The sequence below is a fragment of the Streptomyces sp. ISL-98 genome (assembly GCF_018614055.1).
GTDB classification, from domain to species: domain Bacteria; phylum Actinomycetota; class Actinomycetes; order Streptomycetales; family Streptomycetaceae; genus Streptomyces; species Streptomyces spiramyceticus.
Genome location: NZ_JAGGPB010000086.1, coordinates 1 through 24319, shown reverse-complemented (window position 1 = coordinate 24319; position 24319 = coordinate 1). Strand labels below are relative to the sequence as shown.

The window sequence follows — 24319 nt, the reverse complement described above, 5'->3', positions numbered from 1 at the left end:
GTCGGGCTTGCGCAAGCCCAACCACGCGCTGCTCAACCTGAGCGACCCTGAACTGGGCCTACGGCTGCACCAGTCGCTGCGCCCCGACACTCGCCACGGGGCTCCGGCGGAGTTCCATGACGGGCCGAGCCTGGCCGAAGCCCGTCGCTGGGTGCGCCAGTTGGACCGGCTCGCCCACTCGGCGCAGGCGCCCCACAGAAGACTGAACCGCGCTTGGCTGAACTATCAGCAGAACGTCGACCAGGACCTCATGCGATGGGTGCGTACGTGCGGCATCGGCGCCGTACACGCCGCAAACGTGCTGCGAGTCGAGATCGAGTGTCTGTCACCGGCGCAGGCGGCGGAGAGCCGGGCTACGCCGACGGCGGGTCGCGTCGGGCGCTTGGCATGGGCCCACGCCGCTTGCAGCATCCGCGCCGAAGCTGCGGTGTGCGCCGAGAGCGCGGCGAGGGCGATCGGCCCGCACCTCGCCGCGGCATCGCACGCGGGACAGGTCGCCCAGCCCGGCCGCGGAGACGACGGACTGCGGGTCGCGGGGCGCTACCTCGCCGAAGAACTGACCGATACCTCACATTACGCGCGGGTCATCTTCAGCGAGATGTCCAAGCATCCTGCCTTTCACACCTGGCGGCCCGTCGCCGACCCGCTGTACCAACAATGGCTCGACGGCACATTGCGGCACACGGCCGCGCCACCGCGCCTCTACGGCAGCCGCACGGCGCTCTACCAGGCCCGGCCCCAACTCGCGGCGGGCTGGACGCTGTTCACAGGAGGAGAACACACGGTCGACAACCTCCCGCTGGGCAGCCTGGAACGATATGTCCACGACGACGGCGGACAGCGGTGGGCGATCATCATCGCCGTGCCCGGGTGGGCCGGCGGCGACCCTCGCGGCTGGCCCGAACCGTCAGCGGCCGTCGTGGCAGCCCATGTCCCGCGCGGCGCTTCCGACGCCTATTGCTATCTCCTGGCCGAAGAGATCGTGCCCGGGGACGTCCTGGAGCGCCTGCACCACACACCGGGCCCCATGGCCCTGGAGGCGATTGCGGCGGCCCTGGCGCCCGGCGTCTGATCACGCCGGCCGGGCGCCGTTGCCCAGAGGGCGTTCACCGCGGTGACGCCGTGTGCCAGGGGTGGGCCGGTGCGTCGTATTCAGCATCCTGCGCGGCGGACGCCGAATACGACGCATAGCCGGCCGCCACGCCGACCACGAAAGCAGCGATGACAAGAGCGCTTCTGAGCCCGCCGCCCACCGCACCGCGCCCCCGCGAGGAACCCCGCGGCCGCGTCGCCGAAAGCGTCGTTCGCATGGTGTGATCCAGGAATGGCGGATCGGTCACGGGACCGTGAATGGAGGACTTGACATTCAGGTATTCGCTTCCGGGCCACCAGCCCAGCAGCTGTGACGGCAGCTGCTTTTCCAGGCGAGTGTCCAGGTGGATCACGTCATTGAACACTTCGCGGCACGCGGCGCACACGCCGGCGTGCCGCAACGCGTCCCCGAGCCTGAGGGCGGGCAGCTGAGCCATCAGCTCCTCGACCGCGGCCCGGCAATCCGGTCGCTCCAGCCGATCCAGATAAAGACTCACCCGAATCTGCCGCAGCCTGTTCAGGCCCTCGATGCGAGTGTCGTCGATCAGTCTGGAAGGAACGCCCGTCACCGCAGACACCAAGTCCGGGTTGTCCCTGTCCGCCATCGTGTGCCACAACAAGCATCGCGTGTCCGCTGGGAGATTCTCCCAGGCGAGTGCGAGGTGGAGGTTGTCCTCCATGGACCAGCGAGCGCCCTGGGCGACCCACTGGCGGAACCGCGGTGAGACCTGCTCGCTGTCGCCGGCGCATCGGCTCACCGCCGCGATACGCACACTGCTCAGCAGCTGGAGCCGAAGACACCCGGCGAGCCGGCGTTCGAGATGGGGCTCCCCCTCCAGTATCCGCTGCAGTAGCTCGGCGAAGGCCCGGCAGGCCAGCAGGTAGGCGCCCACGGGGCCATCCGCGCAGTGGATCGCGTATGCGCTCACCGCTGAATAGTGGCGTCGATAGATGCGGCGGAACGCACCCAGGCGACCATCCTGGACCTCCCGCATCAACAAGGAATCGGGAACAGGTTCATGCGCGGATCTGAAGCCCAGAGATGAATACATCCAGCACCGACCTTCTGCGTACAACGGCTGGTTACGACCTCACCGGCCCGATGACCACAGCATGGCGCGCCGCCACTTACGCGCCGCCGGTTTTGTGCTCACGGGATAAGAAATTTCGTAGTCGAGGCACGAGTACGCGGCGGCCTCGGCGACAGGGCCTGGCAGCGGACCGCGTATCGGTACGTCGAGGTGCATGTCCACCCACGAGCCGCCTGTTTCAGGACCTGCGGCGACGGAGTCTTCGGGCCAGTCGGCCGGGATATGTGTCATGGGTGAAACCCTGACGCGGACGAAAGTCTGCCGTAGCCACCTGTGGGAGGACTCCTCCGAAACCAAAGACGCGGTCTTCCGCGACGCTCACACGGACGAGAGGGGCTGTTCTTCCAGGAGATCGAAGAGGTCCCGTACGGCGGGGACGCCGCGATGGGGGGCGAATCGTTGCCGGTACCGGCGGAGAAGGCCGATGGGCAGGCTGCCGAACACGGCCACGGCCCTGCCAGCGCTGTGGACGGCGGCCTCCAACTCGCCGAGCGCTATCTGCGCGTCGACAACATGCAGCAGATCCCTGGCGAGAGGCAGGAAGGGAAGGGTGGGCACATGCGACGAGGGGCCGTCGTCGAGCAGTGTGGTGAAGTGACGCAGCGCCCGCTCGGGCCGGCCGATTTGAAGCCAGGTTATTCCGGTGGATCTGGCCAACCAGTCCTCGTCGACGTTCCCGACGAACGGGTCGATCGTCGGATCCCAGTCGCCCGGGCCGGCGGCCAGGGTGCTGGCGGCATGATCGAGGGCCCGGGTGCTGGCAGCCGCCTCTCCGAGGCGGGCGTGAGTGCGGGCCTCTCGGATGTACAAGGCGGCCGTGAGGCGGGGTGAGGGGCGCCGGGCGATGGCTCGTGCGGCACCGATCAATGGGACCGCGTCCCTGGGGTCGCCGACTGCGAGATGACTGGCGGCCAGGTTGCTCAGATAGACGGATGCCCACCGGCGCGCACCTGCGGTCGTGGCGGCGCGGATTGCAGCCAGATAGTACCGTTCCCCCCGGGCCTCCTCTCCCAGAGCATCGCTGAACCATCCGCACAGGGCGGCGGCGCGCGCGGCGAGGAGGAAGAGCCAGGTCCCGGTCTTCCGGTCGTAGCCGCTGCCCGCCAGGAGTCCGGTGATCAGCCGGAACTCCGCGCGGGCCGCCGGGTAGAGGACCGCCGGGCTGACCGGCGGTTCCACCGCTTCCAAGGCCTCGATTCGGGTCTCGATCCAGGCTGCGGTGTCGGGGGCGACGCGGCGTCCGTCGCGGGCAGGCGGCGGCTGCCAATCGGCCACGGCGGCAAGAGAGGCCCTGGACAGGGAAGCGACGGCGGATCCGGTCACGGCGAGATAGGAACGTGGTTCCGCGTCGGCGCGCCGCGCCGTGCCATGCAGGACGTCGATGGCCCCATCGGGGGTCCACGGGCTGGTCAGCAAGGCAGCGTCGCTGGTCGCCAAGTGCAGCCAGTACGGCCAGCCGAGCCGCGTCACCGCCTCCTCGGGAACCTGGTGGATGTGCGCGATGGCGATCTGTGCGGTGAGCTCCGGCACCGTCCGTCCGGATTCCCAGCGCGAGACCTTCTCGCGGCGCGCGGCCATGTGCCCGAAACCCAGGTCGGCGTGAGTCTCGGCGACCAGCCGCGCGTAAGCGGGGTGGGACAGGTTGACCGACGCTCGGAGCAGCGTCAGCGGATGCCGTGCCATGTGCGGTCCCCGGTGCCTTCCGCGAATGAGTCCGATGCGAGGCAGTCGAACAACCACTTTTAGCTCGGGGCATTTTGGCACGACCACGACACGGCGCGGCACCTCCTGGCCGAATCTGTGAGCTATCTGTCGATCAGACCTGTCGCATCACCCATCGCGGCCAATGACCAGCCACTTCGAGGGCAGTTCGATCCGTGAGCCGTCCGGTGTGTACTCCGTTGTCGTGAGCGGCAGTTCACCGCTCGCGAGCACTTCGAGCCCGGCGTTCCGGAAGAATTCCGGCACCTCCGCGTCGGCCACCGCCCCGGGCGCGATGCCATGGCGGAACACCGGCTGGAGTTTGGGCGGCGGCCCCGCAGGGCCCTTCGCCAGGGCCATCAGCTGCTGCCCGGCCGCCTCCGCGAGCTCCACCACAAAGGCCCGTCCGCGCTCCCCCACCAGTGTGGCGATCGAGTCGGCCAGCGTCTGCCAGTCCTGCGGGTCGGCCACGGCGACGTGTACAGGTGACGAGTCCCCGCTTCTCCAGCCGACGCAGCGTGCGCCAGGCACCCGTCCGGGCAGCCTGCTCCGTCGCGTGCGCGTGGATGTCCATCAGCCGCGCCCAGACGGCGCTGTCATGCGTGGTCGTCCAGCCGTCGTCGTTCTTCGCACTGCAAGCTGCCACCACTATCAGGTAGCCCCGCAGGCCTCGGATGTCACCGGTGCGTACGAACTCCCGCAGAGGCCCGTGCCGACTCGGTGGTGCGGCGTGTGAGCGTCTCGATGTCGGCTGGGGCGCCGAGGCCGGAGGATTCCCAAGCTGTCTGGCCCCCGTGAGGTTCGCGACGTCGGCCAGCAGCGACTTGCGGCTGACCTGCGGTCCGGCGGTCGTGCCGGGCGGGGGTTCGCCCGCGCGGGCGATGACGGCCGCGTGCAGGTCTCCGTGGCGGTGAATCAGGCTGCGGTGGACGCCGGCGGCGCGGGCGACCGAGGAGATGCTGATCTCCTCGCCGGCGGCAGTCAGTTGGTCGAGGGCTTTGAACACTCGGTTTCGTCGACGGTCGGAGTCCGCGGCCCGCGCTCGGGTCAGGTGGTTCGGTGATGTGCTCACGCGTCACGCTCCAGCCGCAGGTCCGGCTCGGGCGGACGGGTTCCGGGCATGCCCAGGGAGATGGTGCGGGACTTGCGCAGGGTCTGGGTGGCGTCCTTGATCTGTTCGCGTTCGTCGTCGGTGAGCCCGTCGAGATCGGTTTCGACGCGGCGGATCAGTGTGCGGATGCGTTTGATCTCCTCGTCGGACGGAGTCGCTTTCACCCCGGTGCGGCCGCGGCCGCGCTCGCCCTGTCCCTCGGCACGCACTACATCGCGGACCGCCGGGTACCGGGCCAGCGTTCTGGAGAAGCTCGCCGACAAGACCGGCAAGAGCAGCTTCCACAAGCTGGCTGACTTCGGCATGAATGGCGCTTTCCACCTCGACAGCTCGTGGCGCCACGGCTGGGAGACCGTCGCCGTCCTCATCGCCACCACGAAGGCGTCCAGCCGGTGACTGCCCGGTCCCGTACGCGCCTGGAGCGTGTCCGTGCCTCGGTCGGCATCGCCTCCCTGGCCCTCCAGCAGATCCAGGACGACCTCACCGCCGACGACGTCGACCAGGAGCTCGCCGCGATCCTGCGCGAGCTCATCGAGGACACCGACCCGCCCGGCGGGTTCATGGCGTTCCTCGCGCAGCTGGCCACCGTCGCCGCGCAGCGAGCCGAGCAGATCGAGCCCGACCGCGACGGCGACGCCTCGTGCCCGCTGCACGAGGCCACCGCCCTGATCACCGACAACGCCGGGATGCGCCTGATCTGGGCAGCCCGCGCCCTCGAACCGCAAGGAGATCCCGCATGACCCAGCTGTTCGACTTCGGACTCGGAAAGAACGCGCTGGTGGTGCTCATCGGCGCCTCCGGGGCCGGTAAAAGCACGCTGGCCCGCACCTGGCCCGCGTCCCAGGTCCTCTCGCTCGATGCCCTGCGCGGCGCGGTGAGTGACGACCCCGGCTGCCAGGAGGCGACCGCCGACGCGGTCGATGTCCTGCACCTGCTCCTGGAGCGCCGGATGGCCCGCAAGGCCACGACGGTGATCGACGCGACGAACGTCACCCGCGATGCCAGGGCGCCGCTGGTCGCCGCCGCGAAGCGCCACGGGATGCGCACCGTCGCGGTCATGGTCTCGACGCCGGCCGACGTGTGTGTCGAGCGGCAGGGCCGGCGCCCGGCGAACCGGAGCGTGCCGGAGGACACGGTCCGCTCCCAGCACAAGGCGATGGTCCACTCCCACCCGGCGCTGCTCTCCGAGGGCTTCAACGAGGTGCTGTTCGCCGACAGCCTCTACCGCCTGGAGCCGTTCCTTCGAAGCCTGTTCGAGGCCCGCGAAGCCGACCTCGGACGGGACGGCAGCGACGGCCTGGGCGACCTGCTCCTGGTCCGCCGGTACTTCGGCTCGGAGATCCTGCCGCTGTGGCGGTGGAAGCCCGGCTCCGACCTCGTGACGGGCAGGGACCGCGTCGGACAGGTCCGCCTCGGACAGCAGTACCTCACCCTGGCGTACCGCGATGACGTCGACGGGGCGGGGGACTTCGGCTTCGACGTCCTGCTGCCCTGCCCCTTCGAAGACGAATGCGCTGGCCTCGCCTGGGCGGGTGACTCGGTCACCGATCTGTACCGCGCGCTGACCGGCGAGATGGACAACGACCCGGACATCGTCTGCACCGTCCACGCCGACCCTGTGGACGACGACCAGGACGACGACCCCGAAGGCCGCGCCGACCTAGCACAGGCCCTGGAAGCGGTCCACGGATGAGCTGACGGACACTCCGTGCTGCCCCGACCCCGGCCAACGCGCCGGGGTCGGGGCGGTCGCGGTGGTCCCTCACCACCGCGAGCACGAGAGGAGTTGGACGTCATGACCTTCCCTATTTCGAGGTCGACGTCCCGATACGGAGCACCGAGATGCCCGGCCTGAGCGGGGTGCACGTCTTCACCGGCCAGGCCGACAGCCGCAGCGCCGCCGTACAGGCCGCGCACGAGGTCTACGACGCGGCACGCGCCGCGCGGGAGGCCGGACTCGAGATTCCCCACGGGCGGCCGGACGGCTGGGGGGCCTGCGGCTACCGGCCCGGCTGGGAGCTCGACTGGTCGGCTGCCATGGTGGGCCGGGCCAAGCCGGCCGCTGGAACGACCCGTTCATCTGGGTCCGCGTCAGCGACTTCGAGCTGTAGCTCTGCCCCGGGACAGCCGCTCTGCTTGACCGGCTTCGACGGCTGCCCCGGGCCCACATCCCGTACGAGACGAGACGGAGACACCAGTATGTCCTCCACCCTGCACGTACAGGCCCGGATCGGGCAGCGCACCCTCTTACTGACCACAACGGCTCTCCCGCTGACCGGCTGGGCCGTCCACGCCATCGCGTTGCACCGGCGCCTCGCCGCCACGAAGAAGGACCCGCTCACCGGACTGCTGCGCCGCGACGCGTACACCGCCCGTGCCCAGCAGATCCTGCGCCGCCACGGCGACGACGTGGCCGTCGTGATGCTCGACGCCGACCACTTCAAGGCCGTGAACGACTCGATGGGCCACGCGGCCGGGGACGCCGTGCTCGTGGCGATCGCGGCCCGGCTCACCGCCTGGGCAGGCCCGCGCGCGTCCGTCGGCAGGCTCGGTGGCGATGAGTTCGCGACCGTCCTGGAGCTGCCCGCCGACCGCTGCGCGCACCGCCTGGAGCAGCTGGTGCGGATGCTGCACACGCCGGTCGCTCTGGACGACGGCCGCACCGTCGACGTCGCCGCCTCGGTCGGCGCCGCGACCCCGGACGTGATCGGCACCCGCGACCTGACGCAGCTCCAGCGGAGCGCCGACATCGCTCTCTACGACGGCAAGCACTCCGGCCGCGCGATCCTCGCCACGACGCAGCACACCACGGTGCCGTCCATCAACGGGCGCAGGGCCAGCCGCCCAGGTACGGCCGTGTGGGGGCGAGCCGCATGAGCCCCACCACCGCCATCCCCGAAGACGACTGGATCCGCGGCATCAGCATCAAGCAGCCGTGGACCACAGCCATCCTGACCGGGGCCAAGACGATCGAGAACCGCCCCAAGGCCACCGTTATGTCTAGCTTGAGTGGTGAGCACAGCATCTGACCAGCCCGTTCGCGTCAAGGACATGTACTTGACCTACGAACGATCGACGGAGCGCAGCCCTTGAGTCGCGTCAGGCTGAAGCCCCGGAACTCACTCCGGGGTTTCAGCCTGCTTGCCGGTTCACGACTGCCACCCGCTCGTGCTGATGCTCCAACGACCGTGGCGGCGCTCTGGCCCCGAGACGGACGAAAAACACGTTGGCGGGCTGCCACCGAGCTGCGACGATGCCTCTGTTTCCCGGGCGGAGGACCTTTGTTCGTTTTCGTGTGTGCGGGGTGCGGCGCTGAGTTGACCGTCCCGTTGTCCCGGGTCTCCCTTCCGGCCCACGCCCATCAGAAGTACGGGAACGGGATCCAGCTCCCGGTGCTCATGGAGTCGGGGACCTTCGCCGTGGACCCGGAACCTTGGGGGCCGCCGTGGCGCAAGTGGGAAGAGATCGATCCGGACGAGGCGGCGGCCCGCGGTGTGTACGCGCCGGTCTACGCCCTGTCCGACGGTGCGCCCGACGCGGGCGTCGTCGCACCCGGAGATATCCGCGGCACCCTGCTGATCCCCGAGAAGCGCGGCGGCGCCTGCTGCGGCCTCGACGGGGCCGACGGCCCCAACATGGCCTGCGAGGCATGCGGCCTGGCCGTGGCGACCAGGATCGACGACTGCTCGCTCTGGCAGGCGGTGTGGCTCGCCCCAAACGCCGTGCACCGCCTCCTCGTCGACGATGCCGACGCCGAACCGCTCTCCTGGGAGGAGCTGACGGAGGAGGGGAAAAGCACACCCCCGTTCGAGCCGATTGCCACGTGGGGGCCACGGCTTGGGTCGAGCCACTACTGGTCATGGAGCCCACAATGGGAGGCGGCAGCCGGCCGGGCGCTCGCCCACCTACTGGCGGCTTCCGAGGGACAGCCGGTGACCGTCCCGAACGGCCTGATCGAGGAAGTGTTCCAACGCGCCCTCGACGCCCTACTGCCCGCAGGTCCGCAGGAGCGGCTGGCAGTTCTGGCTGGACCAGGACTGCCAGCCCCCGACGCGGGCGTCGACATCCTCCTCGTGCCGGTCCATCCGCAGACGGGTCAGACCTGGACCCCCGCCAACCCGGCTACATCGGCATACCCGGTGCCGCTGCCGTTCGGGGTGTGGCTCTGGCTGGCCTTCCCCCAGCCGCATCTACCGGTTCCCGCGTCGGGCCGCGTACCTGACGACGTCCTCCGCGACGACCCGCTCCCGCCGCGCCCCAATTACCTGTTCCGAGCCGACCCGGGAACGTTTCAGCACGCCCTGGTCCGGCTGCCGGCCGTCCGCAGCCCGTGGCTGCGCGAGATCCTCGAGAACTTCACGCAGCACATGCGCACCGGCCTCTTCTAGCCGACTGGCGGAAGGCGCCGATGCCCAATCTCTGACCTATCCAGGAGAGACGCCACGGAGCCTGCGGATCTCTCCGTATGCGGTCTCCAGCCGCCCGGCGAGGTCGCTGTTCTCCGCTCGCAGCTTCTTGATTCGCGCGAGCGCGGTCTCCAGCCGTCGCTGAACGGAGGCGACCGACGCGGGCTGTGACCCGGTTCGCTCGGTGGCGGGCTGCCGGTCCTGCAGCTGCCGGATTGCGGCCACGAGATCGGGCTGGGTGTATAGCCACGATCTTGAAACGCCAGCCGCCTTCGCGATCGCCGCGAAGCTGGTGCGGTTGCCGGTGCGGTGGGCTGCTGAGATGGCCTTCTCGGCGTCGCGGCGGGCGCGCTCGCTCCGACGCCGGGTGGCCTCGGCCAGTGCGGCGGTGTTGTCAGCTGGCGGCATCGACGTCCTCCACCTGGCCGCCGACAACGACCTGGTTCTCGGCGGCCCTTCGAGTGCGCTGATGATCGTGTCGAGCTTGCCGAGGGTGCGGTGGTTCTTCTCCGCGACCCGGGCGAGCCCGGCTTCCTCGGCCTGGGCGATGAGTTCGCTGGTCTCCTGCCGCTGCTGGCGGTGCTGCTGGAGGAAGTCGCCGGTGGTGATGAAGAACCGGCAGTCCAGGCAGGGGTTGGCATACTCGCAGTCGGTCTGTACCGGGGCTCCGCAGTAGCCGTTGGGCAGCGTCACCTTCGCGCGGACCAGGCTCATCTTCGCCCAGGCCGCCCCGGCGAGGGGATGGTCGGCGGAGATCTCTGCCTCCCGCCCCTCGTGGTTGACCTTGAGGGCGTTCTCCCAGTGCCGCCGGAGCGTCTTGTCGTGGAGCTTGGCGTAGATGGCGGTCATGGCCGGTGACAGGTGATCGAGCAGGTTCTGGATCACAGGCTGGGGAACGTCGGCGTTGATCATCCGGGTGGCCAGGTGCTGGCTGCTGGCAGAATGGCCCGCCGCCGAGCCGGAGCCGGTGCAGTTCCGGCTCTCCAACCTGCCCGACGACATCCCGCTCACCACGCTCGTTCGGCTGGCCAAGCTCCGCTGGCGGATCGAGCACGACTACCGCGAGATGAAACAGGCCCTGGGCCTGGCCCACTTCGAGGGCCGCACCTTCAATGGCTGGCACCACCACGTCACCCTCGTCTCCGCCGCCCACGCCTTCTGCACACTCCAGCGACTGGCCCGGACCCCAAAAGAAACGGCGCCGGCCTGACCCTCTACCAGGTCGTCCGCGAGATGCAGTTACTCCTCGTCCTCTGGACCGGCGCCTGCCCCACCTGTCACCGCGACATACCCACGGCGATACCAACCTGGCCGGTCCGCCCCTCGGCACATTGACAGGCGCCTGTCGACATGTTGCTATGAGGCGCTGCTCAGCCGGACCTGCGTCGCGTCGCATGCCGCTCGGGCACCAGGTCGACGGCCACTTGACCGGGGGCGGCGCCCCCGAACCCAGAGCGAGGACCCATGCCGCAGCGCGCCGCGACCATCGTCGGCGGCGGGATCGGCGGGCTCGCGGCGGCCATCGCCCTGCATCGCCGGGGCTGGCGCGTCGAGGTGCTGGAACGGGCCCCGGAGTTCACTGAGATCGGCGCCGGCATCTCCCTGTGGCCGAACGCGCTGCACGCGCTTGAGGTGCTCGGCCTGGCCGACGCCGTCCGGGCACTCGGCGCCGTCGAGGCCACAGGCGGCGTACGCGACCGCCGGGGCCGCTGGCTGTCCCGTACGGACAACGCGGAGCTGGGGCGCCGCTTCGGCCATCCCCTGGCGGTGCTGCACCGCGCGGACCTGTTGCGGGCGCTCACCGAGGCGCTGCCCGCCGACTGCCTGCGGGCGGGTAGCGAGGTGTCCGCGGTCCGCGACGACGGGCACGGCCCGGTCGTCGTGCACCGCGGGGGCGAGTCCCGGCCTGACCTCGTGGTCGGCGCCGACGGGCTGCGCAGCGCGGTACGCCGCGCCCTGTGGCCGGACGCGGCCGGACCCCGGTACGCCGGTTACACGGCCTGGCGCATGGTCACCGAGCCCCTCGCCTACCCGCCCTCCGAGGGCGCGGCGACCTGGGGCCGGGGGGAGCGCTTCGGGTACACGGCGCTGCCGGGCGGCCGGATGTACTGCTTCGCGACCGCGTCACTGCCGCCGGGAGCGGCAGCCGGTCCGTCCGAGTACGCCGAACTGCTGCGCCGGTTCGGATCCTGGCCGGACCCGATCCCCACCCTGCTGGCCGCCGTCCCCGAGGAGGCCGTGATCCGGCACGACCTGTACGATCTGCCGCCGCTGCCCTCCTTCGTCCGCGGCCGGGTCGCGCTGCTGGGCGACGCGGCCCATGCCATGACCCCTAATCTGGGCCAGGGCGCGTGCCAGGCGCTGGAGGACGCGGTCACCCTCGCCCACTGTCTCGACGCCACCCTGGACGTGCCCGCCGCGCTGCGCTCGTACGACCTGCTGCGCCGCCCGCGGACCCAGGCCATCGCGCGCCGCTCCGCCCTGCTCGGCGCAGTCGGCCAGCTGTCGTGGCCGCCCGCGGTGCTGCTGCGCGACACTGCCGCCCGGCTGACGCCGACGCGGGCGACGCTGCGTTCCATGACGCCGGTGCTCGGCTGGACCGCGCCCGGTGAGCCGGTGACCGCGACAGAAAACGAGAGCCACTGATGCCGGACTGGACGTATCACCCCCTGCGCGGCGCGGCCGCCGCTGTCCTCGGCGTACGCCGTTCGCAGCTCACCGCACTGCGGCTGCTGGCCTCGATCGGCTCCCGCCCCACCGGCGCCCGGCTGATCGCCCGGGGTTTCGGTCACCGTCATCCGCCGGCGCGGCTCGCCAGTGAGATCGCCGGCGTGCCCGTGGCCGTCCGGCTCGGCATATCCGTCCCACCCTCGCTCGCCCATAAGGCGATACGTGCCATGGCCCCGCTGGGGGCCGGTGTGGTCGAGGTGGCGCCGGTCTCGGCGGCCGACGTCGAGACCGTACGCGAGGCGGCTGCCGGCCGTTCGATCCCGGTGGTCGTCCGGGCCTGCGACCCGGAGGCCGAGGACGCCCTCAAATCCCACGTCGACGGGTTCACCAGCGATGATGACCCGCACGTGGCGCATGTCACCGACCCGTCGGTCACCGCAGCGGCCACCGAGCTGGAGGAGCCCCAGACCGTCGTACTCGTCCGGCCCAGGGTGCTCGTCGCGGCCGGACCCGGATGGTTCGCCCGGGTCGTCGAGGCGGCCACGCCCACCGCGCCCGCTCCGGTGCTCCGGGACGTCGGCCGCGATCCGCGCCGCTGGCCCGCCTGGTGGTGGGCGCTGCTCGTAGGGCTCGGTATGACGGGCGCCGGACTCGGCGCCGCGGCGATCACGCTCGGGCCGGTGCTGCTCTGGTACGACCGCGACTACCTCGGCATGACGATGCACGAGCTGCATGCCGCCAACCACCACCTCGTGCACTTCCTCCAGCACGACCGGATCACCATGGCCGGCACGATGGTGGCCATCGGCGCCCTCTACACCGGCCTCGCGGTGGGCGGGATCAGACGCGGCTGGCCCTGGGCCCGCGAGGTGTATCTGCTGTCGGGGGCGATCGGCTTCCCCACCTTGTTCTACTTCCTGGCGACCGGCTTCGTGGAACCCCTGCACACGGCCACCGCGATCGTGCTGTTCCCGATGTTCGTGGCCGGAGTCCGGCGCGCCCCGCACGCTCCACGGTGGCGGCTGGCGCCCGAGGGGCCGGAGCCGGAGCGGCGGCGGGCGCTGGTCGGCCAGTTGCTGCTGATTGTCACGGGAACCGGGCTGTTCGTCGGCGGAGCGGTGATCTCGGGGGTCGGTCTGACGGGCGTCTTCGTGCCGACCGACCTGGCCTTCCTGGGCACCAGTACGCAGACGCTGGAAGCGGTCAGTCCCCGGCTCGTGCCCTTCGTCGCCCACGACCGCGCGGGGTTCGGCGGCGCCCTGATGTCGGCCGCGGTGGCGATCACTCTCCTCAGCGCATGGGGCTGGCGGCGGGGCGAGACCTGGGTCTTCTGGACCCTGGCCGCGGCGGCGGCCGCCGGCTTCCTGCCGGCTGTCGTGGTGCACGGCGCGATCCACTACACCGACTTCATCCACCTTGCGCCGGTCTACTTCGGCATCGCCATGACCGGCACCGGTCTGCTGCTCGCGCGTCCGTACCTCTGCGCCAAGGCGCCGGCGAGGCCGAAGGACTGACGGGCCGCCCCGGCGAGCGCTCGACCATGAGCGCATGGACGACTCGGACGCCCCCCATCCACCGGACTGGCAACTGTACGTGGTTGGCCTTCTGGGCCCCGGCGAAGGGTCCGATCGTCGGCGAGAGCGAGCGGGCGGCGTCGTACATCCGCCGCGAAGTCCTCCAGACGGCACCGGACTTCACCCAACTCCTCAGGTGTCACAAACCGGTCAACGACACACCCGATCAAACGGACACGCCACCGGCAAATGAACCTGCCCAAGCCCTACTAGGCGTGGACGACCCGACCCGACCCGCGCGCGTACGGCCCGACGCGCCGCCGGCTCGCACCGGCGCACACCCGCGAGAGCGGCGCATCCCCGGCAACGGCACATCCCCGCCACTTCCCGACCGCCCCCGGCCCCGCAAGCGGCTCGAGACCACGGATCCGGCCACACCGGACGTCCCACGCCGCTGGGGACAGGCCGGTCCACCCCTCGCCGAAAAGGCGATCCCCGCAGGTGGAAAGGGGGTTGTCCGATTTTCATCCCATGGCCATTTCCGCTCGATGATCATCTTGCACCGGCCGCGTAGTTTCACCGTGCACCGGAAAAATCATTCATTTCCGCGACTCAGGGAGGCCTCAGGTACATGTCGGAGAAAAGCGCGAAGAGTGATGTGGGCAAGGCCTATATCAACGACGTGTTCATGCGCCACCCGCTCACCGCGCGGAACCAGGACGAGCTCGAAATCCCGGCCAAGGCCGAAGCCATCCTGGAGCGGAACAAGCAGCGGGGCGCGCTGAAGAGGACCCCCGAAGGAGGGGGAGAGCCGATCAGCCCCATCGGGTTCTCGTTGAACAAGAAGCGCTACGGCGAGTTTCCCGAGGACGAGAAGACGGCGCAGGAGCGCGGGTGGCGCGCGTTCATGAACATGGGCGTGCCCGTCGTCGAAGAGCGGAGCGACATCACGCAGCCCCCGCCCGACATGATCTCCAAGCAGACGTACATCAACGGAACCGACCCCGTCAAAATAACCGTGACGGACACGGTCGAGTTCTCCATCTCGAACACCGTCAGCTGGTCGCTCCAAGGCGAGGTGAAGCTCACCTTCGGGGCGAAATCCATCGCATCGCTGCAGCAGGAGATGCAGAAGAGCATGGCGATGCAGCAGTACCAGAAGACCACCCTGAAGAACAGCAAGGACAATCAGGGCGTCGACCAGGAGTCCCAGACGGAGGCGACGAGCACGACGACAGCCACGACTACCGCCACGGGCACCGGTGAGCTGTGGGCGGACCTGCTGCTCGGCGTCACCGCCTCCGTCAGCGGTTCGCTGACCACCGAATGGAAACACCAGTCGTCGGTCAGCCTGGAAGTGATGAGCCGGGCGGACGTCATGGCCACGACCCGCCGCCAGGTGAGGCAGTTCGACTACGAATTCCCGGTCACCTTCGGCGGTTGGGTCGCCTTGTACTACCCGCAGTCGGTGGAGGTCAGGGGAACTCCCCCGCAGGCCAAGGAGCCGAAGTACTCCCGGGTCGTCGCATGGAAACTCGGCGACTCCGTCGAGGACCGCAGCAACTTCGACCTGGCCGATGAAGGCAAGAGGTTCATGCAGAAGGGGTCGGCCGAAATCGTGGCCGTCCGCACCGGGGAACACCGGGTCTTCCAGCCCGAGACACTCGACTACGAGAGCCAGAAACAGCCTCTCTGAAAAGGCGACCACCCACCGGGCAGGCCAGAACAGCCACATCAGGAGGAACTCTCGTGTCATTCGGAAACATCTTCGACGGCGGCGGCAGCGGAGCCGACTCCGCCAAACAGTCCGCTGAAGCGCTCAACAAGGACACCCCCGGGGCCGGCGACGTCTCGGAAGCCGTCCGCAAAATGGAGAGTGAGCGCGACCCGTGGCTCGTGCGCCAGACGGCGCACGGGGCGTTCGACGTCATGGGTTTCCTCAATCCCCTCTTCCAGAAATTCCACGACGCGTCCGCCGATCAGCGTCAGGTCTCCGAGGACCCCGCCTCGACGTCCGCCATGGCCTCGTCGACCCTGAAGGCGGCCGGACCGCCGAAGGTGAGCATCGGCGAGGACGACATGCCGAAGCTCGAAGACCTGTCGAAGCTCATGGCCACCAGGCGGAGCTTCGCCCTCATCACGACGGGCCTGGGCACGTCCGAGGGCCTCGCGGTGGACCCGTCGCAGAACACGGCGTACGTCGCCGACCGGGGCGGCCAGAAGCTGTCCGCGGTGAAGATCGCCACCGGCGCGCAGCGCGTGGTCGCGAGCAGCCTGGGCGACATAGGCGATGTGAAGCTGGACCGGAAGGGCAAGGCCTACACCACCGACTACGGCGCGCGCCTGCTCGCGGTGGACCTGTCCACCGGCACCTCCAGCACGGTCGCCAGTGTCCCGGGCGCGTACGGCCTCGCGCTGGACGGAGCGGGCAAGGCCTACGTCGTCAGCCACAGCGAGGGGAAGCTGGTCGCGGTCGACCTGCAGAACGGGCAGAAGACCACGGTCGCCACCGGCCTGCCGGTCGGCGTCTCCGCAGTGGCGCTGGACGGCAAGGGCAAGGCGTACGTCGGCCAGAGGGACCACGGCGGCAACCTGTACGAGGTCAGCCTGGCCGACGGGGCGAAGCGCCTCGTGACCAACCTCCCCGGGGCGAGCACCATTCGCGTGGAACTCACCGGCGACGGCAAGGCGTTCACCATCGACCACCTGAACGGCCGCCTGTACGAGATCACCCTGGCCGACGGCTCGCAGCGCGTGGTGGCCAGCGGCCTGGCGACCTGCGAAGGCCTCGCACTGGACACCGCCAACGGCCAGATCTACGTCAGCAACCGTGAGACCCAGCTCTGGCAGATCACCCAACGCGACACCCAGCCCATGGGCGGCGTCGGCAAGGTCGCGGCGTAGGGCGTCCTTCACGGCCGGGCGGGCATGGGCAAGTCGTCGCCCATGCCCGCCCGTGGCATGCTCCTAGCCTCAATACCGGGACTCTGTTGGTGATGTTGGCGGGGGTGCTGACGCCTGGGCCGGTGGGTGGTTGGCTGGTTGGGAGCGGGGTGGTGTCGGCGGTGGGGGTGGTCGCGATGTCGCTGCGGCCGGAGAGTCATCAGAGGATCCCGGTCAGGACGGTGCGGACAGCGCGGGCGGCGTGCCCGAAGGGCACACCGGCGATGCTGATCAGGGACCGGCTGGATGTGCTGTTCGAGGATGAGGAGTTCGCCGGGCTGTATCCCACGGACGGCAGGCGGTGCCTGGCGCCGGGGCAACTGGCGCTGGTGTCGGTGCTGCAGTTCGCGGAGAACCTCTCCGACCGGGCTGCGGCGGACGCGGTGCGGACCAGGATCGACTGGAAGTACGCACTGGGCCTGGAAATGGATGATCCCGGGTTCGACTACTCGGTGCTGTGCGAGTTTCGGGCCCGGCTGGCCGAAGACGGCACCGCCGACCGGCTGCTGGAGGTCATGCTGCAGCGCCTGAAGGAGGCCGGACTGCTCAAGCCCGGCGGGCGGCAGCGCACCGACGCCACCCATGTGCTGGCCGCAGTCCGCTTCCTCAGCCGTTTGGAACTGGTCGGGGAGACGCTGCGGGCGGCACTGGAGGAGCTGGCCGAGGCCGACCCGGACTGGCTGCGGCCCCTGATCGAGCCGGAATGGGGCAAACGGTACGGACGCCGGGTGGAGATCGGCAAGCTGCCGGGCGGGAAACCGGCGGTGACCGGGCGGGCCGAGCAGACCGGCCGGGACGGCCAGACGATCCTCGCCGCTGTCTGGGCCACGTCCGCCCCGCCTCACCTGCGTCTGCTGCCGCAGGTGGAGATCCTCCGCCAAGTGTGGGTCCATCACTACTACTGGGACGCCCGCGGGCGCCTGCGCTGGCGGGACGGGCACGCCCTGCCCCCGGCTCACCTGCGCTTCGACTCCCCCTACGACACGGATGCGCACTATTGCGTCAAACGAGACACCGCCTGGAGCGGCTACCGCGTCCATCTGACCGAGTCCTGCGACGAACAGCGCCCCGAACTGGTGGTCCACGTGGCCACGACGCACTCCACCGTGCAGGACGTCGAGATGACCGGAACCATCCATGACGACCTCGCCGAGCGGGAGTTACTGCCCCGCGAGCACGTCGTCGACGCCGGCTACATCACCCCGGCGCACATCGAACGGGCCGCTCGGGTGCACAGCATCACACTGCTCGGCCCGGTGGTCCCCGACCACAGCCGCCAGGCCAAGGCCGGCTCGGGCTTCGCCAAATCGGCCTTCCCCGTCGACTGGGACCGCCAGCAGGCCACCTGCCCCCAGGGCGCGGTCAGCCGGGAGTGGAGACCTCTGCGGATCAGCGGACACGACTACATCCAGGTTAAGTTCGCCAAGGCCGACTGCCTGGCCTGCCCGGTCCGCCCGCAGTGCACCACCTCCGCCACCCGATCCCGGGCCCTCACCCTGCTGCCCACCCGAAAACTCCACGAGATCCAGATGCACAACAGACTCGACCAGACCACCGAAGACTGGCAGCACCGCTACGCGATCCGTGCCGGCATCGAAGCCACCCTCTCGCAGAACGTCCGAGCCCACGGCCTGCGCCGCTCCCCCGCTGCCGTCGGTCTCCCAGACACTGATCGGCTTGGTGTCCGGCTCCGAGCCGCATGGCACGTCCATGCGCTGCACGCCGAGTCCGTACGCCGGCGCGTCGGGGAACTGCACCGTGGTCAGGAGTTCGCGCTGCTGGGCGGGACGCAGCAGCTTGCCGGTGAACAGGGCCCGGTGGAAACGGGCCAGGTCGTTGACCGTGGAGATCATGGCGCCGGCGGTCCAGTCGTACGACGGGCTGAATCGGGTCACATCGCGTCCCGTGAGGTCGTAACCGTGCAGATGAGGGCCGTGAATGGCCGGGTCGGTCAGCGGGAAGGAGGTGTCCTTCAGGCCGAGCGGGGCGAGAATCCGCCGATGAATTTCGGAGGGCGCGCTGTGACGTGTGACTGCCTCGATCACCAGACCGGCGAGTAGGTAGTTGGTATTGGAGTACTTCCAGCCGCGGCCGGGCGCGAAGTGCGGCTCGTGTCGGACGGCGCGGGCGATCACCTCGCGAGGGGTGTAGACGTAGCCCCATTCGTGGCGCTCCAGGTAGGGGGCGAAGAACTCCGGCTCCGTGGTGGGGTCGTAGATGCCCGAGGTGTGGTTGAGCAGTTGCCGGACGGTGATGGCGCTCCCGACGTTGCCGTTTCCCTGGACCACGCCGGGCAGCCATTTCTCCACGCTGTCGTCGAGCGAGAGCCGTCCTTCGCCCTCCAGCTGCAGAAGCACCGTCGACACAAATGCCTTGGTGTTACTGGCAATCCGGAAGCGCTGGTCCGGCCGGGCTCGCTCGCCGCTCGCCGTGTCCGCGAGCCCGGCCGCCATCCGTGACTCCCGCTCTCCGTGCCTGGCATACGCCACGACACCCGGGAATCCGTCCGCGACCGTCTGCTCGATGGCCTCCTTGAGGGCGGCGGGCGGCGAGGCCGCCGCACGCTCCGCCGCGGCCGCCGGGAAGACCCCTGATACCGCCACCGCACAAATCCCCGCCCACAGTGCTGCGGCCCGCGCACGTGCATTCACCGATTGCTCCTACTTCTATTGCCTGTGCCGTTCCTGCCCCAGCGTGCCGGGCCGCCGCACCAGTCGCCCATCCTGCTGACACCCGGGTTATACGGGGGCTGTCCCCATCCTTCACCGTCCTGTCCCTCGCTAAGTCCGTGCATGGCGAGGCCCTGACCAACGTTGCCGAGACCCGGGCGGGGCTGATCAGACCGCGTCATCCCGACGAACTGCAGGAAGGGCGACAAGGCGTCGATGGCGCGCCGTACGACGCACGCCCGTGGCCGTAGTTGACGACTGAGCGTAGAGAACTCAATACTCACGCGGACCCATGCCCGCTGATGCCCGCCCCACCTCTCGGACGCCTAATGCCGGTCGGTCTTAGCCGGAATCAGAAATCGCAGGGGACACGACAAGCAGCGTCCGCAGGTATCCGGCTCATGCAAGAACTTCGGTGAAGCGGCCTGAGAGGAGCGGGGGAGCAGATGACGGTGAGGATCTGGCAGCCGGTGCCCGACGAACCGTGCGGCAACGTCGCCTCGCACGCCGCGCACCGCAACTGGCGCGGCGCCGAGTGCGGCGTGTCCGGCGTCCCCGCCGCGAAGACCGCGCCGTCAGTAGGCGCGGCTGGCACGATGTCACGCGGACTCGTCCCCACCCTGGCGGGCGGCGCCGGATGAGCAACCGTCCCGACCCGCGGCCCGCCCTGCGCTACCCGCTCGTCGTCAACGGCCTGGACTACCTGCTCGACGTGGTCGGCCGCCTGGCCACCGAGCCGGGCACCGCGCCCGACGCCCGCGCACTGAAGTACGCCGTGCTCCACCTCCAGGCCGGCACCGAGGTCCTGCTCAAAGCCCGGCTCCAGCAGGAGCACTGGTCCCTGGTCTTCGACGAGCCCGCCACTGCCACCCGGGCGAAGTTCGACAGCGCAGACTTCACCAGCTGCACCACCACGGCCGCCTTCACCCGCCTGACGAACATCGTCGGACTCGACATGCCGCAGAAGAGCATCGACGCGGTCGCCAAACTCGCCCGCGACCGCAACGCCCTGATGCACTACGGACTCACCCAGTCGGCAGGAGCGGTCGAGGCCCGCGCCGCCGACGTCCTCAACTTCCTGCTGCCCTTCCTCACCACCCACCTGCTGCCCGGACTGGACCCGGAGCACAAGGCCGACGCCGAGCAGACCCTGACGGTGGTGCGCGCACAGCTCCGCGGCATCGAGGCGTACGTCAGGACCCGCATGAACGATCTGCGTGCCGGCCTGGCGCAGGTGGCGGACACCACCGTCGTCTGCCCGCAGTGCGCCCAGCCGGCCCTGGTGCTGGCCGCCGATGCGCGTCCGGCCTGCCGGTTCTGCCTCAAGACCTGGCAGGAACCGGACGCGGCAGACAAGGCCGCTGCGGAGTACTCCTGGATCGTGCTCGGTCAGGAACGCGACGATTATCCGGCACCGGGCAGCTTCATCCAGTGGTGTACCGACTGCCCGGCTCTCACCCGTGCGTTGGTCATGGGAGCCGTCACCGCGGCTTCGACGCAGCGTCGGCTGTGCTTCTCCTGCGCGGGCGACTTCACGGACAGGGAGTTCACCCCTTGCCTGGCCTGCGGGGCTCTGATGCTCTCCGACGCGGAGGCTGCGAAGTGCTCCGCCTGCCTCGAATACGCCCCTGACTTCGCAACTATCCGCACCGCGACCGAGGAGTCCGCGTCATGACGTCCAGCGAACTCGTCCCCGCCGGGCCCGGCCGCGCCCCAGCCGTCCGGCGCCGGCGCCGCGCCGAGCCGGACATCGTCTCCGCGACCGGCGAGCGGATCTCGGCCTCGGCCGCCCGCAAGCTCACTAACGCCGTCCCGCGCAGCTCCCGCAACGCCCGGGCCACCCGCTGGCGTTCGTACGCCCTGTGGTGCGCCACCTACGACTGGGCCGAGGACGAGCCCAACGCGGTGCTGTCCTACCTCTCCGACCTCGGCGACCGCGGGCACCCCGCGACCTCCATCGAGGCCCACTTCAGCACGCTGCGCGCCATGCGCGCCATCCAGGGCACGCCGCTGTCGGACAAGGAGATCAAGGCCTGCCAGCTCGTCATCCGCCATCGCGCCGGCGAGGAGGCCGACGACCCCCTGGTGGAGCCCGGCCCGCTCCAGGCCGACGCCGTCGACCTGGACGAACTGCGCCTCGTGGTGCGCACCCTGGACCGCACCACGGCGCGCGGCAAACGGGACGCCGCTGTCCTGCTTATCGCCTGGTGGATGGCCGCCCGCGCCAGCGAGCCCGCCCGCCTCAACCTGCACGACGCCAAGATCCGCACCGTGCAGATCGAGGACGAGAACGGCAACAAGAAGTCCCACCCGGCCTTGATCATCAAGATCCGCCGGTCCAAGGCCGACCAGGCCGCGCGCGGGCAGGAGGTGCGCATCCTGGCCCCCGCCGACGAGGAACTGTGCCCCGTCCACGCCTTGCGCGAATGGCTCGACGTCCTCGCCGACGACGGCCAGCTCACCCCCGGCCCGCTGCTGCGCCGCATCGACCGGCACGGCAACATCGGCGCCAAGGCCGCCGGCACGCCCACCCGCTGACGACCGCCGCCGCGGCGGCATCACCGCCGACACCGTCAACGACATCATCAAGACCGCCGCCCGCGCTGCCCGGCTCACTCCGGCTGCCTCCCCCGAAGAGCGCGCCGCCGCCGCCCGGGCGAAGCAGGAGGCGTTCGCGGCCGCCGACGCCGCGCCCACCGCTGAAGAGGCCAACGGCGTCCTCAAGGCCTGGCGTGCGAGCGTGCGTGCGGCACGGGCCGCCGTCCGCCGTATCACCGGCCACAGCTTCCGCCGCGGCTGGATCCAGCAGGCTCTGGCCGCCGGCAACCCGCCCGAGACGGTCGCCCTGCACTCGCGGCACTCCCTGCGCAGCACCGCCTTCGACGCCTACCGCCGCAAGAAGGTCCCCTGGAACCAGAACCCGACCCGCTTCCTGGGCCTGGCCGCCTGACCAGACGCCCGTATCACTACGGCAAGGGAACGCGGGGGTGCGTCCCTCACCGCTACATGGTTGCCGTTAGCTATACGAGCGGCCCCCCGTCGTCTTCGTCCCGCTCAGGCGTGAACTCCGCGACATAGCTGGCGAACGCATCGTCGTCGAACTCCACGGGCAACATTTCCGGCTCGAACACGTCACTGTCCGGATCGAGGGCTTCGGAGTGTGCCATCAGCTGGACGAGGAAGGCCTCTGCGGCTTGCAGAGCCTGCGGATCGTCGAGCCACATCCCGAACTCCAGGCTCTTCCTGGACCTTGCCGTACCGTTCGTGCTCCCCACCCACAGCCGTTCCGGCCTGAAGCCGGTGACGTCGGCGACCCCACCCATACCGTCTTCGTCGTACCACCACATCTCGCCGAGCAGAACGATCTTCGTGTGGAGGATCGGTACCAGGTCCGCCTTCTTACGGAATCCGATCGTGCGTACCGGCGGGATCACCAGGTCAGCCATCGACGACCCCGGCCCCACCACCGTGGCGCGGCCGTCCGTCCGCCAGTCCAGACCGGTGAGCCCGGCGAAGGCACTGGCCAGGATCCCGTTGTCACCGTCCGCGAGAGGCTTCAGTTTGCCCAGCTTCGCCAAGTCCCGAGCGCTGCGGCCCTGCTTGGAGACGACCACGCACACGTTGTCGAACCGTGCGAGGCAGGCGGCCAGCTCAGGATCATCGAGCCACAGGAACCCGCACAGCGCCGCCGGCCCCATGCTTCGGAATCCCGGAGTGCGCCGCTTCTCCTCCAGGAAACCTTCCATCCCGTCCACCAGTCCCTTCAGCACATTCCTGCCGAAGTAGCCGCGATGGCCTTCCTGACTGACGAACTCCTGGTCGAACCCCGACGGGAACTCCCTACCGGCACCGTCCACGGCTTCCCCTCAAGTGGATCCCGATACGCAACCACGGTGGTCACCCACCCCGGCCGGACCACCAGACCTAACGGAACACGCGCCGAAGATCAAGGAAGACTACGGGGAGTCAGTGGACCGCCCGGCGGGGGACATCGGCGGGAGACAGGTCCAGGCGCGCCCGGCGCCAGCGCGCCGATCCTGACTGTCCTGCTCGCCGCTACATGTGCTTGTCGATGACCCGGTCGGCGTAGCGGCGCAGGCCCAACCGGTAGCAGCGCGGGCACAGCTTGCGTGGGTCTCCGCTCCTCTGCTTGTGCCGGCACGCGGCTCGGACGGACTCCGCTATCGTCAGCAGGGCTTCCTGGTTCCTGGCCTCCTCACCGGGGAAGTTGCGGGCGAGGTCCAGGCCGAGCTGATCGGCAAGTGCTTCGCCGCCGGGTGACAGCGGCGTCTTCAGCGACAGTGTCACCGGGCAGTTGCGGTTGGTCTCTTGCAGAGCCAGGGTGGCCAGGCCACGGTGTCGGAAGTCGGGCTTCACGTAGATGACCTCCACCGCGTAATTGTTGGGGTCGAGCGACAGGAAGCCCGCGTTCTCGCCGTTGACCTGGATGAACATGGTGGTGAGGTAGTCGGCGACAGGGTTGCCGAAGGCGAGCTCCTTGATGCGCTCGAACTCCTCAAGGAGGTAGTCCGTGTACATGATTCTGAGGCTGGCGACGTCTTGGGTCTTCCCGACGTCGTACCCCTCAAGGGTGATGCCCTTGCCGAGCTGAACCGTCATGACCTTCTCCTCGCGGGCGGTACCGCTCCGTGAGTCCCGCCCCTCGTATTGTCCCTCGGGTCCCGTCCTGCGGCTCGGGTTGGCACTCGGTGCAGGCGGTTGCCCAGTCCCTCGTACGTGCCGCTGCTGGACTCATGGGTTTCTTCGCTGCCAACCGTGATCGTTCTCAGGGCCAACGGCTGTACCGCCGTTCGCCGAGACCCTGGCCGCCTCACCCCGGCGGAGTCTGACGCGCGGTTAGCGGCTGGACGTCGTAGCTTCACCCGGACGGACAGCAGAGAGTCCTGCCGGTGATCGGTGCGGGTCGGTGAGATTGATCTCGAGTGACGGTGCCCCTTCGGCTGACGCGCCGGGGCCCGGGGGGGGGGGGGGGGGGGGGGGGGGTAAGGCAGGATGGGGCGTGGCGGGGGGGGGGGGGGAGGCGGGCGCGGGCCGAGGGGGGGGGCCCGCCGCCGGCCCCCGCCCAGGGGGGCGCGCGGGGGAGGGGACGAGAGCACGCGAG

The 24319-nt window shown here is 69.8% G+C and carries 21 protein-coding genes and 4 pseudogenes; 16 read left to right on the top strand and 9 right to left on the bottom strand.

The annotated features are described in order from the left end of the window. The first annotated feature begins 7 nt into the window (after nucleotides 1-7). Entirely contained in the window at nucleotides 8-1072 is a 1065-nt protein-coding gene (locus tag J7I98_RS37965) for a hypothetical protein (RefSeq protein WP_214929623.1), read from the top strand. A gap of 34 nt (nucleotides 1073-1106) precedes the next feature. Here J7I98_RS37965 and J7I98_RS37960 read toward each other — a convergent pair whose 3' ends face one another. The 5 genes and pseudogenes from J7I98_RS37960 to J7I98_RS41895 all read right to left on the bottom strand — a co-directional run bounded on the left by J7I98_RS37960 (nucleotide 1107) and on the right by J7I98_RS41895 (nucleotide 5300). Continuing rightward, nucleotides 1107-2144, bottom strand: a complete 1038-nt coding sequence (locus J7I98_RS37960; RefSeq protein WP_214929622.1) for a hypothetical protein — start codon at nucleotides 2142-2144, stop codon at nucleotides 1107-1109. Nucleotides 2145-2183: 39 nt separating this feature from the next. Continuing rightward, on the bottom strand, nucleotides 2184-2414 hold the full coding sequence (locus J7I98_RS37955) for a hypothetical protein (protein ID WP_214929621.1): 231 nt from the start codon (nucleotides 2412-2414) through the stop codon (nucleotides 2184-2186). 87 nt (nucleotides 2415-2501) lie between these two features. Next, nucleotides 2502-3866, bottom strand: coding sequence for a hypothetical protein (locus J7I98_RS37950; RefSeq protein WP_214929620.1), 1365 nt, complete (start codon nucleotides 3864-3866; stop codon nucleotides 2502-2504). Nucleotides 3867-4013: 147 nt separating this feature from the next. Then, nucleotides 4014-4349: pseudogene (locus tag J7I98_RS37945) on the bottom strand (SAM-dependent methyltransferase); the annotation flags it as partial. A 603-nt stretch (nucleotides 4350-4952) separates the two neighbouring features. Then, nucleotides 4953-5300: a hypothetical protein gene (locus J7I98_RS41895; RefSeq protein WP_251021782.1), complete on the bottom strand. Its 348-nt coding sequence runs from the start codon at nucleotides 5298-5300 to the stop codon at nucleotides 4953-4955. 87 nt (nucleotides 5301-5387) lie between these two features. On the opposite strand from J7I98_RS41895, the gene J7I98_RS37935 reads away from it, so the two are divergent. From J7I98_RS37935 to J7I98_RS37910, 5 genes are all read left to right on the top strand, one after another. Then, on the top strand, nucleotides 5388-5735 hold the full coding sequence (locus tag J7I98_RS37935; protein WP_214929619.1) for a hypothetical protein: 348 nt from the start codon (nucleotides 5388-5390) through the stop codon (nucleotides 5733-5735). Further along, nucleotides 5732-6688 (top strand): ATP-binding protein, encoded by a 957-nt coding sequence (locus J7I98_RS37930; protein WP_214929618.1) that lies wholly within the window; start codon nucleotides 5732-5734, stop codon nucleotides 6686-6688. The genes J7I98_RS37935 and J7I98_RS37930 overlap by 4 nt, the downstream gene beginning before the upstream one ends. 506 nt (nucleotides 6689-7194) lie before the next feature. Further along, a complete protein-coding gene (locus tag J7I98_RS37920; RefSeq protein ID WP_214929617.1) occupies nucleotides 7195-7872 on the top strand; it encodes a GGDEF domain-containing protein in 678 nt (225 codons plus the stop codon). Next, on the top strand, nucleotides 7869-8024 hold the full coding sequence (locus J7I98_RS37915) for a hypothetical protein (RefSeq protein WP_214929632.1): 156 nt from the start codon (nucleotides 7869-7871) through the stop codon (nucleotides 8022-8024). The genes J7I98_RS37920 and J7I98_RS37915 overlap by 4 nt, the downstream gene beginning before the upstream one ends. 252 nt (nucleotides 8025-8276) lie before the next feature. Then, the gene (locus J7I98_RS37910; protein ID WP_214929616.1) at nucleotides 8277-9383 is read left to right on the top strand and encodes a hypothetical protein; all 1107 of its coding nucleotides are present in this window, start codon (nucleotides 8277-8279) and stop codon (nucleotides 9381-9383) included. Between the two features lie 36 nt (nucleotides 9384-9419). Here J7I98_RS37910 and J7I98_RS42760 read toward each other — a convergent pair whose 3' ends face one another. Continuing rightward, nucleotides 9420-10286 (bottom strand): DUF6262 family protein, encoded by an 867-nt coding sequence (locus J7I98_RS42760; protein WP_308378076.1) that lies wholly within the window; start codon nucleotides 10284-10286, stop codon nucleotides 9420-9422. A gap of 46 nt (nucleotides 10287-10332) precedes the next feature. Between J7I98_RS42760 and J7I98_RS37895 the strand changes: the two are divergent. The 6 genes and pseudogenes from J7I98_RS37895 to J7I98_RS37870 form a co-directional block, all read left to right on the top strand. Then, nucleotides 10333-10611, top strand: a pseudogene (locus J7I98_RS37895) (transposase); the annotation flags it as partial. 254 nt (nucleotides 10612-10865) lie between these two features. Then, nucleotides 10866-12047, top strand: a complete 1182-nt coding sequence (locus J7I98_RS37890; protein ID WP_214929614.1) for an FAD-dependent monooxygenase — start codon at nucleotides 10866-10868, stop codon at nucleotides 12045-12047. After that, nucleotides 12047-13585, top strand: a complete 1539-nt coding sequence (locus tag J7I98_RS37885; RefSeq protein ID WP_214929613.1) for a hypothetical protein — start codon at nucleotides 12047-12049, stop codon at nucleotides 13583-13585. The genes J7I98_RS37890 and J7I98_RS37885 overlap by 1 nt, the downstream gene beginning before the upstream one ends. Nucleotides 13586-14216: 631 nt before the next feature. Beyond that, nucleotides 14217-15281 (top strand): gluconolaconase, encoded by a 1065-nt coding sequence (locus J7I98_RS37880; protein ID WP_214929612.1) that lies wholly within the window; start codon nucleotides 14217-14219, stop codon nucleotides 15279-15281. Between the two features lie 53 nt (nucleotides 15282-15334). After that, nucleotides 15335-16489, top strand: a complete 1155-nt coding sequence (locus tag J7I98_RS37875) for a PQQ-binding-like beta-propeller repeat protein (protein WP_214929611.1) — start codon at nucleotides 15335-15337, stop codon at nucleotides 16487-16489. 92 nt (nucleotides 16490-16581) lie between these two features. Beyond that, nucleotides 16582-18159 (top strand): annotated as a pseudogene (locus J7I98_RS37870) (IS1182 family transposase); the annotation flags it as partial. Nucleotides 18160-18219: 60 nt separating this feature from the next. On the opposite strand, the pseudogene J7I98_RS41890 reads toward J7I98_RS37870, so the two are convergent. Next, nucleotides 18220-19017 (bottom strand): annotated as a pseudogene (locus J7I98_RS41890) (serine hydrolase domain-containing protein); the annotation flags it as partial. Between the two features lie 626 nt (nucleotides 19018-19643). On the opposite strand from J7I98_RS41890, the gene J7I98_RS37865 reads away from it, so the two are divergent. From J7I98_RS37865 to J7I98_RS37850, 4 genes are all read left to right on the top strand, one after another. After that, the gene (locus tag J7I98_RS37865; protein ID WP_214929609.1) at nucleotides 19644-19838 is read left to right on the top strand and encodes a hypothetical protein; all 195 of its coding nucleotides are present in this window, start codon (nucleotides 19644-19646) and stop codon (nucleotides 19836-19838) included. Beyond that, entirely contained in the window at nucleotides 19835-20872 is a 1038-nt protein-coding gene (locus tag J7I98_RS37860; RefSeq protein WP_214929608.1) for a hypothetical protein, read from the top strand. Before J7I98_RS37865 ends, J7I98_RS37860 begins: the two co-directional genes overlap by 4 nt. Continuing rightward, a complete protein-coding gene (locus J7I98_RS37855; protein WP_214929607.1) occupies nucleotides 20869-21735 on the top strand; it encodes a hypothetical protein in 867 nt (288 codons plus the stop codon). The genes J7I98_RS37860 and J7I98_RS37855 overlap by 4 nt, the downstream gene beginning before the upstream one ends. A gap of 202 nt (nucleotides 21736-21937) precedes the next feature. After that, complete coding sequence (locus J7I98_RS37850) at nucleotides 21938-22147, top strand: hypothetical protein (protein WP_251021781.1); 210 nt, start codon at nucleotides 21938-21940, stop codon at nucleotides 22145-22147. A gap of 70 nt (nucleotides 22148-22217) precedes the next feature. Here the strand turns inward: J7I98_RS37850 and J7I98_RS37845 are convergent, their stop codons facing one another. Both J7I98_RS37845 and J7I98_RS37840 read right to left on the bottom strand, forming a co-directional pair. Further along, nucleotides 22218-23054, bottom strand: coding sequence for a hypothetical protein (locus J7I98_RS37845; RefSeq protein WP_214929606.1), 837 nt, complete (start codon nucleotides 23052-23054; stop codon nucleotides 22218-22220). A 199-nt stretch (nucleotides 23055-23253) separates the two neighbouring features. After that, entirely contained in the window at nucleotides 23254-23817 is a 564-nt protein-coding gene (locus tag J7I98_RS37840) for a GNAT family N-acetyltransferase (RefSeq protein WP_214929605.1), read from the bottom strand. Nucleotides 23818-24319: the final 502 nt, after the last annotated feature.

What these genes read in the sequence shown, in the direction of transcription:
- J7I98_RS37860 (WP_214929608.1), top strand. Translation starts at nt 19,835, where the DNA reads ATGAGCAACCGTCCCGACCCGCGGCCCGCCCTGCGCTACCCGCTCGTC.
- J7I98_RS37855 (WP_214929607.1), top strand. Translation starts at nt 20,869, where the DNA reads ATGACGTCCAGCGAACTCGTCCCCGCCGGGCCCGGCCGCGCCCCAGCC.
- J7I98_RS37950 (WP_214929620.1), bottom strand. Translation starts at nt 3,866, where the DNA reads ATGGCACGGCATCCGCTGACGCTGCTCCGAGCGTCGGTCAACCTGTCC.
- J7I98_RS41895 (WP_251021782.1), bottom strand. Translation starts at nt 5,300, where the DNA reads ATGCCGAAGTCAGCCAGCTTGTGGAAGCTGCTCTTGCCGGTCTTGTCG.
- J7I98_RS37920 (WP_214929617.1), top strand. Translation starts at nt 7,195, where the DNA reads ATGTCCTCCACCCTGCACGTACAGGCCCGGATCGGGCAGCGCACCCTC.
- J7I98_RS37885 (WP_214929613.1), top strand. Translation starts at nt 12,047, where the DNA reads ATGCCGGACTGGACGTATCACCCCCTGCGCGGCGCGGCCGCCGCTGTC.
- J7I98_RS37955 (WP_214929621.1), bottom strand. Translation starts at nt 2,414, where the DNA reads ATGACACATATCCCGGCCGACTGGCCCGAAGACTCCGTCGCCGCAGGT.
- J7I98_RS37890 (WP_214929614.1), top strand. Translation starts at nt 10,866, where the DNA reads ATGCCGCAGCGCGCCGCGACCATCGTCGGCGGCGGGATCGGCGGGCTC.
- J7I98_RS37915 (WP_214929632.1), top strand. Translation starts at nt 7,869, where the DNA reads ATGAGCCCCACCACCGCCATCCCCGAAGACGACTGGATCCGCGGCATC.
- J7I98_RS37930 (WP_214929618.1), top strand. Translation starts at nt 5,732, where the DNA reads ATGACCCAGCTGTTCGACTTCGGACTCGGAAAGAACGCGCTGGTGGTG.
- J7I98_RS37960 (WP_214929622.1), bottom strand. Translation starts at nt 2,144, where the DNA reads ATGTATTCATCTCTGGGCTTCAGATCCGCGCATGAACCTGTTCCCGAT.
- J7I98_RS37840 (WP_214929605.1), bottom strand. Translation starts at nt 23,817, where the DNA reads ATGACGGTTCAGCTCGGCAAGGGCATCACCCTTGAGGGGTACGACGTC.
- J7I98_RS37865 (WP_214929609.1), top strand. Translation starts at nt 19,644, where the DNA reads ATGACGGTGAGGATCTGGCAGCCGGTGCCCGACGAACCGTGCGGCAAC.
- J7I98_RS37880 (WP_214929612.1), top strand. Translation starts at nt 14,217, where the DNA reads ATGTCGGAGAAAAGCGCGAAGAGTGATGTGGGCAAGGCCTATATCAAC.